This window comes from Aliivibrio sp. S2TY2 (assembly GCF_028765525.1).
GTDB lineage: Bacteria > Pseudomonadota > Gammaproteobacteria > Enterobacterales > Vibrionaceae > Aliivibrio > Aliivibrio finisterrensis_A.
In genome coordinates, this window is record NZ_JARACS010000001.1 from 655,686 (window position 1) to 670,727 (window position 15,042).

General features: G+C 37.6%; 12 protein-coding genes. 8 read left to right on the plus strand and 4 right to left on the minus strand.

Features of this window, described 5'->3' with window-relative positions; translation table 11 throughout:
* The first annotated feature begins 164 nt into the window (after positions 1–164).
* The 7 genes from pyrD (at position 165) to rmf (ending at position 8,853) form a co-directional block, all read left to right on the plus strand.
* The gene (pyrD, locus tag PVK63_RS02915) at positions 165–1,175 is read left to right on the plus strand and encodes a quinone-dependent dihydroorotate dehydrogenase (protein ID WP_130047343.1); all 1,011 of its coding nucleotides are present in this window, start codon (positions 165–167) and stop codon (positions 1,173–1,175) included.
* A 218-nt stretch (positions 1,176–1,393) separates the two neighbouring features.
* The gene (locus PVK63_RS02920; protein WP_274439829.1) at positions 1,394–1,933 is read left to right on the plus strand and encodes a cell division protein ZapC; all 540 of its coding nucleotides are present in this window, start codon (positions 1,394–1,396) and stop codon (positions 1,931–1,933) included.
* Positions 1,934–2,514: 581 nt separating this feature from the next.
* On the plus strand, positions 2,515–4,632 hold the full coding sequence (rlmKL, locus tag PVK63_RS02925) for a bifunctional 23S rRNA (guanine(2069)-N(7))-methyltransferase RlmK/23S rRNA (guanine(2445)-N(2))-methyltransferase RlmL (protein ID WP_130087082.1): 2,118 nt from the start codon (positions 2,515–2,517) through the stop codon (positions 4,630–4,632).
* Between the two features lie 6 nt (positions 4,633–4,638).
* Complete coding sequence (locus tag PVK63_RS02930) at positions 4,639–4,881, plus strand: glutaredoxin family protein (RefSeq protein ID WP_060990975.1); 243 nt, start codon at positions 4,639–4,641, stop codon at positions 4,879–4,881.
* On the plus strand, positions 4,862–6,772 hold the full coding sequence (locus PVK63_RS02935) for an ABC transporter ATP-binding protein (RefSeq protein ID WP_130087084.1): 1,911 nt from the start codon (positions 4,862–4,864) through the stop codon (positions 6,770–6,772). The genes PVK63_RS02930 and PVK63_RS02935 overlap by 20 nt, the downstream gene beginning before the upstream one ends.
* 8 nt (positions 6,773–6,780) lie before the next feature.
* Positions 6,781–8,478, plus strand: a complete 1,698-nt coding sequence (locus tag PVK63_RS02940) for a DUF3466 family protein (RefSeq protein ID WP_130087086.1) — start codon at positions 6,781–6,783, stop codon at positions 8,476–8,478.
* Positions 8,479–8,679: 201 nt separating this feature from the next.
* Positions 8,680–8,853: a ribosome modulation factor gene (rmf, locus tag PVK63_RS02945; protein WP_045102089.1), complete on the plus strand. Its 174-nt coding sequence runs from the start codon at positions 8,680–8,682 to the stop codon at positions 8,851–8,853.
* Positions 8,854–9,031: 178 nt separating this feature from the next.
* Here the strand turns inward: rmf and fabA are convergent, their stop codons facing one another.
* Both fabA and PVK63_RS02955 read right to left on the minus strand, forming a co-directional pair.
* Positions 9,032–9,550 carry a bifunctional 3-hydroxydecanoyl-ACP dehydratase/trans-2-decenoyl-ACP isomerase gene (fabA, locus tag PVK63_RS02950; protein WP_130047348.1) on the minus strand — a complete coding sequence of 173 codons (519 nt, stop codon included), beginning with the start codon at positions 9,548–9,550 and terminating at the stop codon, positions 9,032–9,034.
* A 65-nt stretch (positions 9,551–9,615) separates the two neighbouring features.
* On the minus strand, positions 9,616–11,277 hold the full coding sequence (locus PVK63_RS02955; RefSeq protein WP_130087088.1) for an AAA family ATPase: 1,662 nt from the start codon (positions 11,275–11,277) through the stop codon (positions 9,616–9,618).
* 182 nt (positions 11,278–11,459) lie between these two features.
* Here PVK63_RS02955 and matP point away from each other — a divergent pair, with 182 nt between their 5' ends.
* On the plus strand, positions 11,460–11,906 hold the full coding sequence (gene matP / locus PVK63_RS02960; RefSeq protein ID WP_130047350.1) for a macrodomain Ter protein MatP: 447 nt from the start codon (positions 11,460–11,462) through the stop codon (positions 11,904–11,906).
* Between the two features lie 96 nt (positions 11,907–12,002).
* On the opposite strand, the gene PVK63_RS02965 is transcribed toward matP, so the two are convergent.
* Positions 12,003–12,557 carry a DUF1439 domain-containing protein gene (locus PVK63_RS02965; protein ID WP_130047351.1) on the minus strand — a complete coding sequence of 185 codons (555 nt, stop codon included), beginning with the start codon at positions 12,555–12,557 and terminating at the stop codon, positions 12,003–12,005.
* Positions 12,558–12,965: 408 nt separating this feature from the next.
* Entirely contained in the window at positions 12,966–15,041 is a 2,076-nt protein-coding gene (locus tag PVK63_RS02970) for an ATP-binding protein (protein WP_130087090.1), read from the minus strand.
* Between the last annotated feature and the right edge of the window lies 1 nt (position 15,042).

The following is a 15,042-nucleotide window of genomic DNA, read 5'->3' on the forward strand; positions in this document are numbered from 1 at the left end:
AACTATATTTTTAATCCCTTTTTGTGAATCTTTATTCTTCCCTTTGATGTTGGTTTATTTTATTGCGATAAATAATGATGAATAAAGTACGATTAAGTTTGAATTGTGAATAAAATCAGTGAATAATGACTCCCCGTTTATACGGGACTTATTTTGGAGTTACAATGTTATACCGCATCGCCAGAGCTGGCATTTTCAAACTTGATGCTGAAAAAGCACATGACCTAGCAATTCAAAATTTCAAACGTTTCACCGGCACTCCTCTCGATTTATTCTATCGTCAAAAATTGGCTTCTAAACCTGTTGAAGTCATGGGCATTCAATTTAAAAACCCTGTTGGTTTAGCCGCTGGCCTTGATAAAAATGGCGAATGTATTGAAGCATTTGGTGCAATGGGCTTTGGGTTTGTTGAAGTAGGAACCGTAACTCCACGTCCTCAATCTGGTAATGATAAACCACGCTTATTCCGTCTTATTGAAGCGGAAGGCATTATTAACCGTATGGGCTTTAATAACCTAGGTGTTGATAACTTAGTTGAGAACGTAAAGAAAGCAAAATTTGACGGTGTTATCGGTATTAATATTGGTAAAAATAAAGACACCCCAATCGAAAAGGGTACGGAAGATTACCTAATTTGTATGGAGAAGGTATATCAATACGCGGGTTACATTGCGATAAACATTTCATCTCCAAATACTCCTGGACTGCGCACTCTTCAATATGGTGAAGCATTGGATGATCTTCTTTCTCAGTTAAAAGAGAAGCAAAAAGAGTTAGCTGAGAAATACGGTAAGTATGTTCCTATCGCTTTGAAGATTGCACCTGATTTAGATGATAGTGAATTATCTCAAATTGCTGACTCTTTAATGAAGTATAAAATTGACGGTGTGATCGCAACAAACACCACCTTAGATCGCTCTATGGTTGAAGGCATGAAGCATGCAGAAGAGATGGGGGGGCTAAGTGGTCGTCCTGTTCAAACTCGCAGTACAGAAGTCGTTCGTCGTCTTAAAGAGCTGCTTGGTGATTCTTTACCAATTATTGGGGTAGGTGGTGTTGACTCTTATGTTGCGGCAAAAGAGAAGATGATGGCTGGTGCAGATCTGGTTCAAGTTTACTCTGGCTTTATTTATAAAGGTCCGGCATTAGTTAAAGATATTGTGAATAATATCTAATTGTTATAAAAAGTAGCGAAAGTTGCTTACAGACTGTTCAAACGGAAGGGGGAATGAAAATTTCCCCTTTTTTTATTGCTAACCTCTTGTAAAATTAACGATTAATTACACCAGTATTATTTTGACTGAAAACATAGATGAATTTTCAGCATAATTAGCAGTCATTGGTGATTGGCTATCGAAGGGATTCTTCCCATTTTTTCAAGAGAGAAATGATAATGCTTAAACCAAGTGATACATGGAACTGGTATTACGACAATAAAGCACAATCTCTAATGCTAGATTTAGGTATGGACATGGTCTTCCGTGTAAACCTTCCTTCTAAAGTGCTTATTGACGGTGCTTTTGATGCGTGCAAATTCTCTGTTGATGATGCCTCTGCATATCAAATGTTCGTAGAACACATTTCTTATCTTCCACTATCAGAACCTCGCAAAGTAGAGCTTGCACTTAATTGTGTTGCTGCTAAACGCTTTCACAAGCCTATGTTGCCTAAGAGCTGGTTCTTTGAACCTCAAGGCCAAGGTTATTTCCCGCAAGAGGGGGAAGTGGTGTCCCTAAAGAACGACTTAGGAGAAGGGCACTTCATTATTGTTGAGAATTACGAGTGTGTCAGTATGTGTATGCTTGTCGATATGGACTCGTTTGCTCTAAATCCAACAAAATACATGGCATTTTGTGAACCGATTAAAGTAATGCATGATCGTATGGCTCAGATGCAGGTGGTAAACTCCGCTTATTATGCAATGGTAGGGTAGATAGTTATCATTATTAATAAAAGCCCTGTAAAACAAAGGTCAGTGACTTTTTTACATTAATCCCTCTTCAGTATCTATTTTTACCTTATTCCTCCCTTACTTCTTCTGTGTTGTTACCCTCATAAAATCGCGCTATGAGCAATATTATTCATTTCAATTCTTAGTTAAACACTTAGCATTCAATTAAAAACACGTCCAACAGTGGAGTGCTGTCATCTTAAAATTGAGAGCTTGAGCTAAGAATGACAAAAAAATATCACCCATATATCAGTACTATTACTTAAATTTCCCACCGTAATAACCTTGAAAATTCCGCATTTACCTCATTGTGTAATAAATTTTCATCCAATTATATCTTCTGGTCTATTCCAGATTTTACCTGTAAATGGGCGCGCCTTAGTGTTTATCCATGGAAACGCTTTAGTTTGATTCTAATTCATTAACTATAAAATTAATTATTAACCTTTTGTTTTAAAAGGCTTATGTACGATGGTTGCTCGGGGATTTATCTGTAATCTATTTATCCTCTTTCAGTCAGATTCATGTATAATGCGAGGCAATTTAATAACGAAAAGAATCCCATGAAAAAATACTTAGCCATTACTTCTAAAGGCCTTGAAAACTTACTTGCAGATGAACTTATTGCGCTTGGTGTGACTGACCCTAAAGTGGTTCACGCTGGTGTTAAGTTTGAAGCACCAATCGAGGTCGTTTATCGTTGTTGTTTGTGGAGCCGTATTGCTTCACGTTTCATTCAAATTCTTTCTGAGTTCGATGTCCGTGATGATATGGACTTATACCTAGGCGCATCTTCAATTAACTGGCCTAGTTATTTCTCTGCTGATAAAACGTTAGTGGTGGACTTTAACGGTACCAACCGTGAGATTCGAAATAGCCAGTACGGTGCTCTAAAAGTAAAAGATGCGATTGTTGACCGTTTTACAAAGGCTGATTTAGCGCGTCCAAACATCAGTAAAGTAGAACCAGACTTACGTGTTCATATGCGTTTATCAGGCGAGAAAGGGATTCTTGGTTTTGATTTAGTGGGTTCAGGCTTACATCAACGTGGCTACCGTACTGAAGCGGGTCGCGCACCACTTCGTGAAACGTTAGCCGCTGCGCTTGTTATGCGTAGTACATGGGATGACTCAAAACCTCTATTAGATCCAATGTGTGGTTCTGGTACCTTACTGATTGAAGCGGCACTAATGGCTTGTGAAATGGCTCCCGGTGTTAAACGTGAGAAATGGTGTTTTGAAGCTCTGACTGATTTTGACCCAGAAGTTTGGGCTGAAATCCGTTCTGAAGCTCGAGTTAAGAGCCGTCGCGGTGTTAAGAAAGTAGATGCACGTTTCTACGGCTTTGATCGTGATTACCGTGTTATTCAAACAGCTCGTGAAAATGCGCGTCGTGCTGGTGTTGAAGATTTAATTACGTTTGATGTGGGTGATGCAACCAAAGTTGAGCGTCCAGAAGGGTTTGAAAACGGCGTTATTCTTTGTAACCCTCCTTATGGTGAGCGTCTAAGTACAGAGCCTGCATTGATTGCACTATACAGTGAGTTTGGCCGTCAACTGAAAGAAGAGTTTGGTGGCTGTACGGCATCTATCTATTCAAGCAATGATGATTTACTTGCTTGTTTACGTATGCGTGCAGATAAGCAATTTAAACTGAACAATGGTGCATTACCTTGTGTTCAGAAAAACTACTCAATTACTGAATCTGCTGAACGTAAAGAAGCGGTAAGTGTAGAGGTTGCTCCTGAGTTCATGAACCGTCTTAAAAAGAACATGGGTAAGATTGGTAAATGGGCTCGTAAGGAAAAGCTAGATTGCTACCGTTTGTATGATGCGGATTTACCAGATTACAATGCAGCCATTGATGTATATAAAGAGTACATCATTATTCAAGAATACGCGGCACCAAAAACGATTTCTGAAGATAAAGCGCGTCGTCGTTTAACCGATATGATCCGTGCAACAGTTCTCGTAACGGGTGTAGAAACAAATAACGTTATTTTGAAAGTTCGTCAAAAGCAATCAGGCAAAAATCAATATCAAAAACTGGCAGAGAAATCTCGTTACTTTGATGTTGAAGAGTACGGCGTAAAACTGATTGTTAACCTACAAGATTACCTAGATACCGGTTTATTCTTAGATCATAAACTGACGCGTAAAATGTTAGGTGAAATGGCTGCTGGAAAAGATTTCCTAAACCTATTTGCTTACACAGGTTCAGCAACTGTTCACGCAGCTTGTGGTGGCGCGAAATCTACTATGACGATTGATATGTCTCGTACCTACCTAGAGTGGGCACAAAAGAACATGAATACCAATGGTCAAACAGGCACTCAACACCAGTTCTTACAAGCTGACTGTTTACAATGGTTACAACAAGCAGATGGTGAATTTGATCTAATCTTTATCGATCCACCAACGTTCTCTAACTCTAAGCGTATGGAACAAACGTTTGATGTACAGCGTGATCACATTATGCTGCTTGAAAACTTAAAACGTATGCTACGTGAGAACGGAACTATTGTATTCTCAAATAACAAACGTAACTTCAAGATGGATGATGCGGCGCTAGAGAAAGCAGGGCTTAAAGCGAAGAATATTTCTAAGCAAACTTTGCCTCTTGATTTTGCACGTAATAAGCACATTCATAACTGCTGGATTATTACTCACAAGGAAGACTAGAGACGAATGATTACTCTCTATAGCACGGAAGGCTGCCACCTTTGCGAGCAAGCGTTTGACTTGCTTGTGGAGGTGGGTGTAGACATTGAAAAAGTAGACACGGTAGACATTGCGTTCAACGATGAGCTCTTCTCTCGTTACGGTGTCACAATACCTGTAGTGGCAAATGGCTTATCTGAGCTTAATTGGCCCTTTGATATATCGCAATTAAAGAATTGGTTAGAAGACAATGGCATTACTTACAATTAATAATGGGCAATTAGCGTTTGGCGATCACCCATTATTAGACAAATCTGATTTCGCTTTACAAGAAAACGAGCGTGTGTGTTTAGTTGGCCGTAATGGTGCAGGTAAATCAACGTTAATGAAGGTTATTGCTGGTGACATCATTATGGATGACGGCAAACTTCAAATTAATCAAGATGTGGTGGTTTCTCGTCTAGAGCAAGATCCACCGCGTAATGAAAGCGGAACAGTATTTGATTATGTATCAGAAGGTTTAGCTGAAGCGGGTAAATACTTAAAAGAGTATCATCGTCTGCTTGATTTGCTAGAAACTGATCCAAGTGAATCAAACATTAATAAGCTTTCTCGTGCTCAAGAAAAAATTGATCACCTAGGTGCTTGGCACTTTGATACGCGTATTCAATCAGTACTCGAATCATTAAAGCTAGATGGTCACACATTATTAACGGATTTATCGGGTGGTTGGCAACGTAAAGCGGCATTAGCTCGTGCATTGGTTTCTGATCCTGATGTATTACTTCTTGATGAACCAACCAACCACTTAGACGTAACGACGATTGAATGGCTTGAAACTTTCTTAAAAGATTTTAAAGGCTCAATCATCTTTATCTCGCATGACCGTGCGTTTATTCAATCAATGGCGACACGTATTGTTGATTTAGACCGTGGTAACTTATCTTCTTACCCTGGTAACTATGAAGAATATTTACTTGCAAAAGAAGAAGCGCTGCGTGTTGAAGCCGAGCAAAATGCTCAGTTTGATAAAGTTCTAGCTCAAGAAGAAGCGTGGATCCGTGAAGGTATTAAAGCGCGTCGTACTCGTAATGAAGGTCGTGTTCGTGCATTAAAACAGTTACGTCGTGAGCGTTCAGAGCGTCGTGAAGTAATGGGTAAAGCCAATATCCAAGTAGATGAGTCAAATCGTTCAGGTAAAATTGTATTTGAAGCTGAAAACCTTCATTACTCAATTGATGGCAAAAACATTGTTAAGAACTTCAGCTTCAATGTTATGCGTGGTGACCGTATTGCACTAATTGGTGCGAATGGCTGTGGTAAGAGTACCTTACTTAAACTGATGCTTGATCAACTGCAACCTGATTCAGGTAAATTGCATTGTGGTACGAAATTGGAAGTAGCTTACTTTGACCAATACCGTGAAGCGTTAGATCCTGAAAAAACAGTAATTGATAACCTAGCAGATGGTAAACAAGAAGTAACTGTGGGTGGCCGTGAGCGACATGCATTAAGCTACTTACAAGATTTCTTATTCTCGCCAAAACGTGCTCGTCAACCTGTGAAAGCATTGTCTGGTGGTGAGAAAAACCGTCTATTACTTGCGCGTTTGTTCCTTCGTCCAAACAATTTATTGATTCTTGATGAACCAACCAATGATTTAGATATCGAAACATTGGAACTTTTAGAAGAATTACTTGCCAACTATCAGGGTACATTATTATTAGTGAGCCATGACCGTCAGTTTGTTGATAACACAGTAACGACAAGTTGGATCTTCGAAGGTGAGGGCCAGATCGAAGAATTCGTAGGTGGTTATCACGATGCACAGCAACAACGTGCTAATGTACAGGCCACTCGCGATGCAATGGCACCTAAAGTAACAAAGAAAAAATCTGAAACTGTTGAAGTTAAAGAAACAGCAGTGCAAGCGAAGCCAAAGAAATTATCTTATAAGTTACAGCGTGAGCTTGAACAGTTGCCTGAACTTTTAGAGAAACTAGAAAATGAAATTACAGAACTTCAAGAGACAGTAAACAGCGCAACTTTCTTCCAGCAAGATCCTAAAAAGACTGATGAAGTCTTAGGACGTTTAGCAGAAGCTGAGCAAGAGTTGGAAGTGGCATTCGAGCGTTGGGAAGAACTTGAAGCTCTACAATAGGAAGTTAAATGAGTAGTAAATTACAATTAACCACATTAGCTGTTTTGGTGTCCGCTGCGCTTCCTGCGCAAGCGGCGCTTTATAAAGTGGTGGAAGTAACGCCTGGTGTTTCAGGTTCTGAGTATTATGGTACGGCTATTCAGCCATCTGATAAGGCTTTAAATACAAGCAACCCACTTGGCTGTTTTGATCCAACGTTAGTCGATGGATCAAACTCTTGTGATGCTAGCGCGGAAAATTCATCTAGTTCATTATTCTTTGCTTTAGCTGGTGAAACTCGCAATTGGGCTGAGGGTGTTTCTTATCGTGAAGAGGTTGCATTCGCGATTGATAATTCTTTTGATTATATTGAAGATGGGTATGATGGTTTTGAAGACTACTGTTTCTTCCAGTTAGGTTATTCAACTTGTGAATATTGGGCTTCAAATCAGTGGAATGGCTGGTATAAGGAATTAAATGGCGGCACTACGCCACCAAATAATTCAGCTGCATTTATTGAAGCTGCATCTTTTAAGAGTTCTGAAGTCAATGTGATTATTAATAGTTTAGTATCGGCAGCTGAAGCTATTGGAAATTACCATTCATCAACGACCCGAAACCAAGCATTTAATTCAGCCGATTTAGCTAATGGTACTGGTAAACAATCTAGAGCATGGGCAAAAGAGGATACATATACAGTAGGTAGTATATCTTCAGGAGCTGGGCATATAAATAATTTCTCTAAAGCAGCTATATGGGATGGGAGTAATGCACCAATTGAATTAGATTGGAAAAACACCTCAGATAACGGCAGTGGGAATGATATTTATGCTCAAGGTAGTGCTCGTGATTTAATTATCGATGCTAATGATTCAGAACGCATGTATATTGTTGGATATAATAGTACTGCAGATGGCGATTCACGTTTAATGCAAGCAACTATTTTTAAGCAAAAAACGCCAGGCACTGATATTAGTAAAAGTAATTGGGACTCTAATACTGTTGCAAATGCTCAAGCTGAAATAGGTGGTGATTTTATTCACTCTAATTCTGTTGTAACAAATATAAATGAAAATTTAGTTGCGGTTGGTCAAGCAAAGCGCTCTGGTAGTTACCCTCAAAATGGTGCGGTTGCTAATCGCTTATTTGTTATTTCAGACGCTTCAAGCTCAACACCTAGTGCATCTTTCCTTTCTGGCGGAATCTTTTTTGCTGGTGCTGGTGGTGAGATGGGTGGAATCAATAATTTCAATGAAATTGTTGGTCGTATAGATGTGGAAAATAACCGTGAATATGAGGGTAAACAGCGTCGCCAACGCGCGTTTATTTATCCATATGCTCCAACTGAAGCAGCACGTGGTGCAATTTTTCAAAATAAAGCTTGGATTATTGATAATTTAACTAACGGTGGTTCATTAAGCTCTCATAACAACCAATATCGTATCTACGATGCAAGTGACATTAACGATGCAGGTGTTATCTCAGCAACGGCACTGAAATGTGCAGGTGGCTATGATTCTGTCGCGAGTGATTCTTATTGTGGTAATGGGAGTACAAATGAAACTGTAGTTGCAGTGAAATTAGTACCTATTTCAGATCCTGCAGAGCGTAGTATTGAATCTCGTCCACTTGAGAACAGCACTATTGAACGTCAGGGTAGTTCACTTGGCTTTGGTGCTCTGACACTGCTTGGTTTATTTGGTTTCATGCGAAAGCGAATTAAATAATATCAATTTATAAGACTAGGCCCGAAGTCACAAATTGAGACTTCGGGCTTTTTTTATACTTGAAAAACGACCAGATTTGTCCGATTCTTAATATTGTCATCATGAAATGTTCATGATGAACCCTAACGGAATAAAAGGGTATCAGTAGTAAAGTAGTATATTTATTGAAGCATTATGCCTTCCATCTATGAGGACTGAACTATGAAGAGACAAAAGCGTGACCGTTTAGAACGAGCACAATCACAAGGTTATAAAGCAGGGTTAAATGGCCGTTCATCAGAGAATTGCCCATATCAAGCAATGGATGCTCGTTCGTGTTGGCTAGGGGGTTGGCGGGACGCAAGAGATGACAAACATTCCGGTTTGTTTAAATAGTTTCCTATATAACATAGAATTTTAAATTAAAGCCTCTTTATGGGGCTTTAATTTTATTAAGACGATAGAGATTAATTAGTACATGTTTAAACACATATCTAACGCACTATAACTTTGCTGTGTTATTTAAAAATAAAGCCAGCACAAAGCCAGCTTTATCTAAATCTCAATTCTTTAATTAGAACTTTGATGTATCTTGGAAAAGACCCACTTTAAGATCTTTAGCAACGTAGATTTCTTTACCATCAACTAGAACACGGCCATCAGCTAGACCCATTACTAATTTACGGTTAATAACACGTTTAAAATCAATTTCATACGTTACTTTTTTCGCAGTAGGAAGTACTTGGCCTGTGAATTTAACTTCACCTACACCTAGAGCACGACCTTTACCTTCGCCACCAATCCAACCAAGGAAAAAACCAACCAGTTGCCACATTGCATCAAGGCCAAGACAACCAGGCATTACTGGGTCACCTGGGAAATGACAGTCAAAGAACCAAAGATCTGGAGTAATGTCTAGTTCAGCAACAACTTTACCTTTACCAAATAGACCTTCAGTTTCAGACATAAGAGGGATGCGATCCATCATTAACATATTTGGTGCTGGCAGTTGTGGGCCGTTTGGACCAAATAATTCACCACGGCTTGATGCTAGTAAATCTTCACGATTGTATGAACTAGGTTTGTTTTGCATTAAAGTATTACTCCTAAATAAGTTGCTGAAATTCTAGCTAACACTTGTACGCTTATCAAGTCGGATCAGCGCTGGTTAAACCAGTTTTTAATACGACAAAATAGCGCAGAACACTGAGACGGATTATGTTCAACATCTTCAATATGTTGCGCAATTAAAGAGAAAATCGACTCATGTTCTTCGGATTGTAACGGCATGCCCGTTAAAAGTTCGACAGCTTGTTCAACATGACTAATTGGATAAATCGTAAACTGTTTCTCTTCAACAGCACGAATTACCTCGTCAGATAGAACAAGATTAATTCCGTTTGTTTCTGGAATGATAACACCTTGCTTACCAGTTAACCCGCGTTTTTCACACAGCTGGAAGAAGGCTTCAATTTTTTCATTTACACCACCAATCGGTTGAACCATACCAAATTGGTCAACCGAGCCTGTAATTGCCAAACTTTGATCGATAGGCTTAATGGCCAGAGCACTTAAAAAAGCACAAAGCTCTGCAAGGCTAGCACTGTCGCCATCAACTTCACAATAGGATTGCTCAAATACCATTGAGGCTGTGAAAGGTAATGGTTCATGCGTATTTAGCTGACTGAGAATATAAGCCTGCATAATCAACATACCTTTAGCATGGAGATCTCCGCCTAACTCAACCTTACGCTCAACATCCGATAATTCGCCATCACCAACGTGAACTACACAAGATATGCGTGATGGTTCACCATAAGAAATAGGGTGGCCAGGAACTGACACTACCGTTAATCCATTGATTTGGCCCACTTTTTCGCCATCAGTTTCGATGAAGATGTTTTGTTCTAAAATATCATCTAACGCACGAGATGGAAGGTATGATTCAATATGGTATTTAGTTTCAAACGACGCTTTGAAATCATTAGCATCAATATGTGTTTTTGAGCAAGAGGCCAATGAAGCGTGTGCTAAAGCTGAATTTAACCACAGTAAACATAAATTTAATCGTGTTTGATCTTCACACTCTTTTGCACCTGCTTTTAGTAATGGTAATAGGGCTAAACCATTTTCTAAAGGAAGATGAGAGTGCTGCTGTGATAGGAAACCTATCAATTGCAAATACTCAGTGACAGTGTCACTTGTTACCTTGGTGTCAAATTCATATTCAGCAAACATAGACATGCCTGCCAATAAATCAGGCTCTAATTGTTCAATTTCACCTAATAGTGCACGGTCGCCAACAATGATTAATTTTACATTGCTCGTTAAACGGTGCTCTTCTTTAGTTGGTGATTTTGAATCACTAGATGAGATAGAGACTGATTGACCTTGTAAAAGGCTCTTTAAACGAGGCCATAAATAAGGGTTTGCTAGCAACAGACTCGGCGAAATAATAAGAAAGCCGCCATTGGCTTTTTGCAATAAACCAGGCTCAAGAATATCGCTTTTATTATGATACACACCAAAAAGCTCTGCATCAGTACAACTCTCAACAACGATTACAGGTGTGATATCTTGTTTTGAGTGAGCAGCATTCAACACTAACCAATTAGCGATATATTCACGATACACGTGATTATCTAACGCGTTGATTTGAAGAATATTAACACCATTTATAAGAGAGAAAGTCTCTAAAGCTTGAGTCAATCGAGGCTGCAGAGAATAGGGTGATTGTGCGTCTATCTGGTAAGATTGATTCAAAGAATCTTGAATATGATCATATTGAGGCGCAATTAAAAATGGCGTGTCTAGTGGCATGCTTACTTATTAATAAAAAATAAAATCGATTATACATGACATAATTTGTTTCGTCTGATTTTTCAGTCGATACATAACATTTAGAGCTTGGTCTCATTGCAGAGTAATTATATTGAAGAATTAAGTAATGCGAGTTACACTGTCACCCGAATTTAATCTCCTAAAATACGAGCCTATTATTTATGAAATATCAACAACTTGAAAACCTAGAAGCCGGTTGGAAATGGATGTATTTATTTAATAAGCATCGTATGGGGGAATCAATTACTTGCTATATTGATTCAAGCGAACAACAGCAAATGGTCGCTGAATTTTTAAAACTTGAACATGAGCCAGTTAAGGCTTTAGAGTGGATTCAAAAACACATGAATCCAGAGTTAGAAAACAAACTTAAACAAGCGATAAGAGCAAAAAGAAAGCGTCATTTTAATGCTGAACAAGAACATACTCGTAAAAAATCGATAGATTTAGATTACCGAGTGTGGGAAAAACTGTCTCTGCGTGCTCAAGATCTTGATTCTACGCTTTCTGATACGATAGAGTATTTATTAAGTGAAGCATCAAGAACAGAAAAGGCCAGTCAAACAGTCTCATCGCTTAAAGCCGATCTTCATGAGTTATTAAAATAGGCTTAAATACTCAATTTAAAGTTAATCAGTATGTAATAGTAATATACTGATTAACACCAGACCCTAATGCACTATAACTACAAGTAACTTATTATTTCAATTAAACAATTCAATCACTAGCTTATTGTTTTTTATAACTAAATTAGGTTCCGCTGACTTAATAAGAGATTCTTTTAGTTTATCTGAATTTAACTTATAAGCGGGTTCATTTGATAGTGCATAGCCAATTATTGATACTGCAGGCTTTAGTAATGACGTTAACTCGGGTGATAATTTTTGGTTTTTATCTTCAAATTTTTCTAAGCGTAGTGATTTCAAATAAATTTCACCCGTTTCTTTATCATATTCTGGCACAGCGCTGAATTCTAACGTGAGTGACAGATTCTGTTTTATTTCATCGAGCATTTGAACATCTGCAGTTGTGTTTGCAAAAACACTAATCCGATCAGCTGCAATGCGGCCAATTTGAACATCGACATTTTCAACATTTACTTGAGCATATAGAAAACCAGGAATACCAACAGACTTGTCTACATGAATTTCATCTGAAAGATAATCAGTCATTTCTTTTTCTGTTATTGAGTAACTCGCACAACCAGATAATGTCAGAACAGAAACTAAAGTAAATAGAGCACGTTTTTTAATATACATAGAATTTTAGCCTTAGATACCAGATTACAACGAAGCCAAAATAAACTTAACTCGTGACAAGGTAACATAAATACAATTAGGCTTAGTTTAATGGCAATCCTAAATAGGCACAAATTCAAAAGAGATAAATTACAGATAACTGACTAAATTAAGTCAAAACCAGCCAATTCCCGGGTCATTTTAAAACACACCACAGTGCGCATTATATATCTTATGTTAAATAGGGTTTATTAATACTCAAATATAAGTACATATAGCTTCCCTTTCTGCACAACTTCTTTCGAGAACAATCAATTTAACCATAATTGTATTTACCATAAAATAGCTAATAATCATTAAATAATACTTCGTATCCATCTAATGATTATTAGCTTAAAAACATTATCTTCATAAAGTTATAAATTATCTCTATAGATTTAAAGATCTTAATACTGCTTTTAATTGCTTTGCTCTTATTGGTTTTGAAACAAAATCATTCATTCCAGCATCAATGCATAATTTCTTTTCTTCACGCAATGCATGACCCGTTATTGCAACGATTGGAATTAGCGATCCTGTAGCTCGTATTTCTTTAGTTGCACTAATACCATCTTTTATTGGCATCGACACATCCATTAAAATGACATCATAGTTATTGTTATGATCAGACCATTCTTGAATTACTTCAACACCATTCTTAACCAAAGTAACTTGATGTCCTTGCCGTTCTAATAGTAACTTCATGACTGCTTGGTTTGCTTTATTATCTTCAGCAACTAAAACGGATAAATATTGTTTACTTATCTCTGGTATTAGTTCATTTATCGGAAATTTTCTAGATATTGGCACAGTCTCTTTCAATGGCAACTTTACAGTAAAAGTACTTCCTTCGCCGATTAAACTTTCAACTTCAATGGTACCATTCATCAATTCCGTAAGACGTTTTGTGATTGATAAACCTAAACCTGTCCCTCCAAATTGACGGGTAATTGAGCTATCTGCTTGTATGAAAGGTTTAAAAAGCTGCTCAGTAATATCTCGAGCAATACCTATTCCTGTATCTTTAATTGAAAAGCAGATTAAATCACCATCAGAAAGGCTGATATTTAAACAAACTGACCCATTATTGGTGAATTTTACAGCATTTCCCACTAAATTGAAGATGACTTGAGCGATGCGTGTTTGGTCTGCAATGACATTAATAGGTACATTTTGTGACGTTGTCACAGTTAATTTTATGCCTTTATCCTGAGCTATCACCATGAAATAATCAATGGCGCTATGAATGGTTTTAATTAAATCAATTGGTTGCTCATCTAGAATAAAAGTTCCTGCTTCAATTCTTGAGATATCTAATACATCACTAATTATTGTGAGGAGAAGCTGAGATGAAGTTTCCATTTGTTCAAGCCATTGTTTTTGCTCAGATGATAAATGACTTCCACTAAATACATCTATCATACCTAGGATAGCATTCAGTGGTGTTCGGATCTCATGACTCATCATCGCTAAAAACTGAGATTTAGCTCTGTTAGCTTTCTCTGCTTCAACTTTTGCTTTATGTATTTCGGTTATACGTTTTTTTCTAGCTGAAATGTCTTTTGCTGTACCTCGATAACCTGTAAGTACGCCAAACTCATCATAATATGGAGTGCCACTCAAACTAAACCATACTTTATTATTCAACTTTTCAGGGCACCACTCTAATTCATTAAATGATTTATTATGGTGCTTTGCTGCTAATATTTGCTTTCGAATCGATTCACTTTCAATTAAACCTAATAAGTTTTGCGAACTCATTTTAGTCTCATTGATTTTTGTTCCTGCTAAATAACTGAAATTAAAGTTAATATCAGTTTCCCAGAACCAATCACCAACTGTATTAGCGAAGTCTTGAAAGCGTTGCTTACTTAAATGCAATGCTTTAGTTTTTATGTCAACAAGTGATTGAAGCCTGTGTTTATAATCAATATCAATAACTGCCCGCTCAATAAGTGGCGTAAAACGTTGTAAGCTATTTTTAGTTGATGCTGAATATTCACCAAATCGACGACTGGTCAAAACAATAACAGCATGTCCTGATGAAGATTGAATCCCAGAGATTGCAACTGAAGAGAATTCAGTTTTAAGTTCAGGAGGAAGGGATGAAAATTCTTGGGTATTCTTAGGTTTAAAAAGAATAATACTTTCGTTATGACAAGCTCGATAAAAAAGATCACTAAAAGACCAAGTTAAGTCGTTAAAAATATCATCTGTTGAAGCAAGAACGGATAAGCATTTTTCATCAGAAGAAGAAATCACAAACGCATTATCGAAATGAATAAACTTTTTAATAACGACAAGTAAACTATTAAAAATATCTTCTTTATTTTGAGCATCTGAAATGGCCGATAAGCCATTTAGTATCGCTTGGTTTTCTTTATAAAGATGAGATTCTCGCTCTTTACTTCGCTTTAACTCTAGCAATGCTTCCTGGAGTTGTTCTTTCTCTGCATGATCCTTCACA

Coding starts and splice junctions, on each gene's coding strand:
- pyrD (WP_130047343.1), top strand. CDS start 165: ATGTTATACCGCATCGCCAGAGCTGGCATTTTCAAACTTGATGCTGAA.
- PVK63_RS02920 (WP_274439829.1), top strand. CDS start 1,394: ATGCTTAAACCAAGTGATACATGGAACTGGTATTACGACAATAAAGCA.
- rlmKL (WP_130087082.1), top strand. CDS start 2,515: ATGAAAAAATACTTAGCCATTACTTCTAAAGGCCTTGAAAACTTACTT.
- PVK63_RS02930 (WP_060990975.1), top strand. CDS start 4,639: ATGATTACTCTCTATAGCACGGAAGGCTGCCACCTTTGCGAGCAAGCG.
- PVK63_RS02935 (WP_130087084.1), top strand. CDS start 4,862: ATGGCATTACTTACAATTAATAATGGGCAATTAGCGTTTGGCGATCAC.
- PVK63_RS02940 (WP_130087086.1), top strand. CDS start 6,781: ATGAGTAGTAAATTACAATTAACCACATTAGCTGTTTTGGTGTCCGCT.
- rmf (WP_045102089.1), top strand. CDS start 8,680: ATGAAGAGACAAAAGCGTGACCGTTTAGAACGAGCACAATCACAAGGT.
- fabA (WP_130047348.1), bottom strand. CDS start 9,550: ATGCAAAACAAACCTAGTTCATACAATCGTGAAGATTTACTAGCATCA.
- PVK63_RS02955 (WP_130087088.1), bottom strand. CDS start 11,277: ATGCCACTAGACACGCCATTTTTAATTGCGCCTCAATATGATCATATT.
- matP (WP_130047350.1), top strand. CDS start 11,460: ATGAAATATCAACAACTTGAAAACCTAGAAGCCGGTTGGAAATGGATG.
- PVK63_RS02965 (WP_130047351.1), bottom strand. CDS start 12,557: ATGTATATTAAAAAACGTGCTCTATTTACTTTAGTTTCTGTTCTGACA.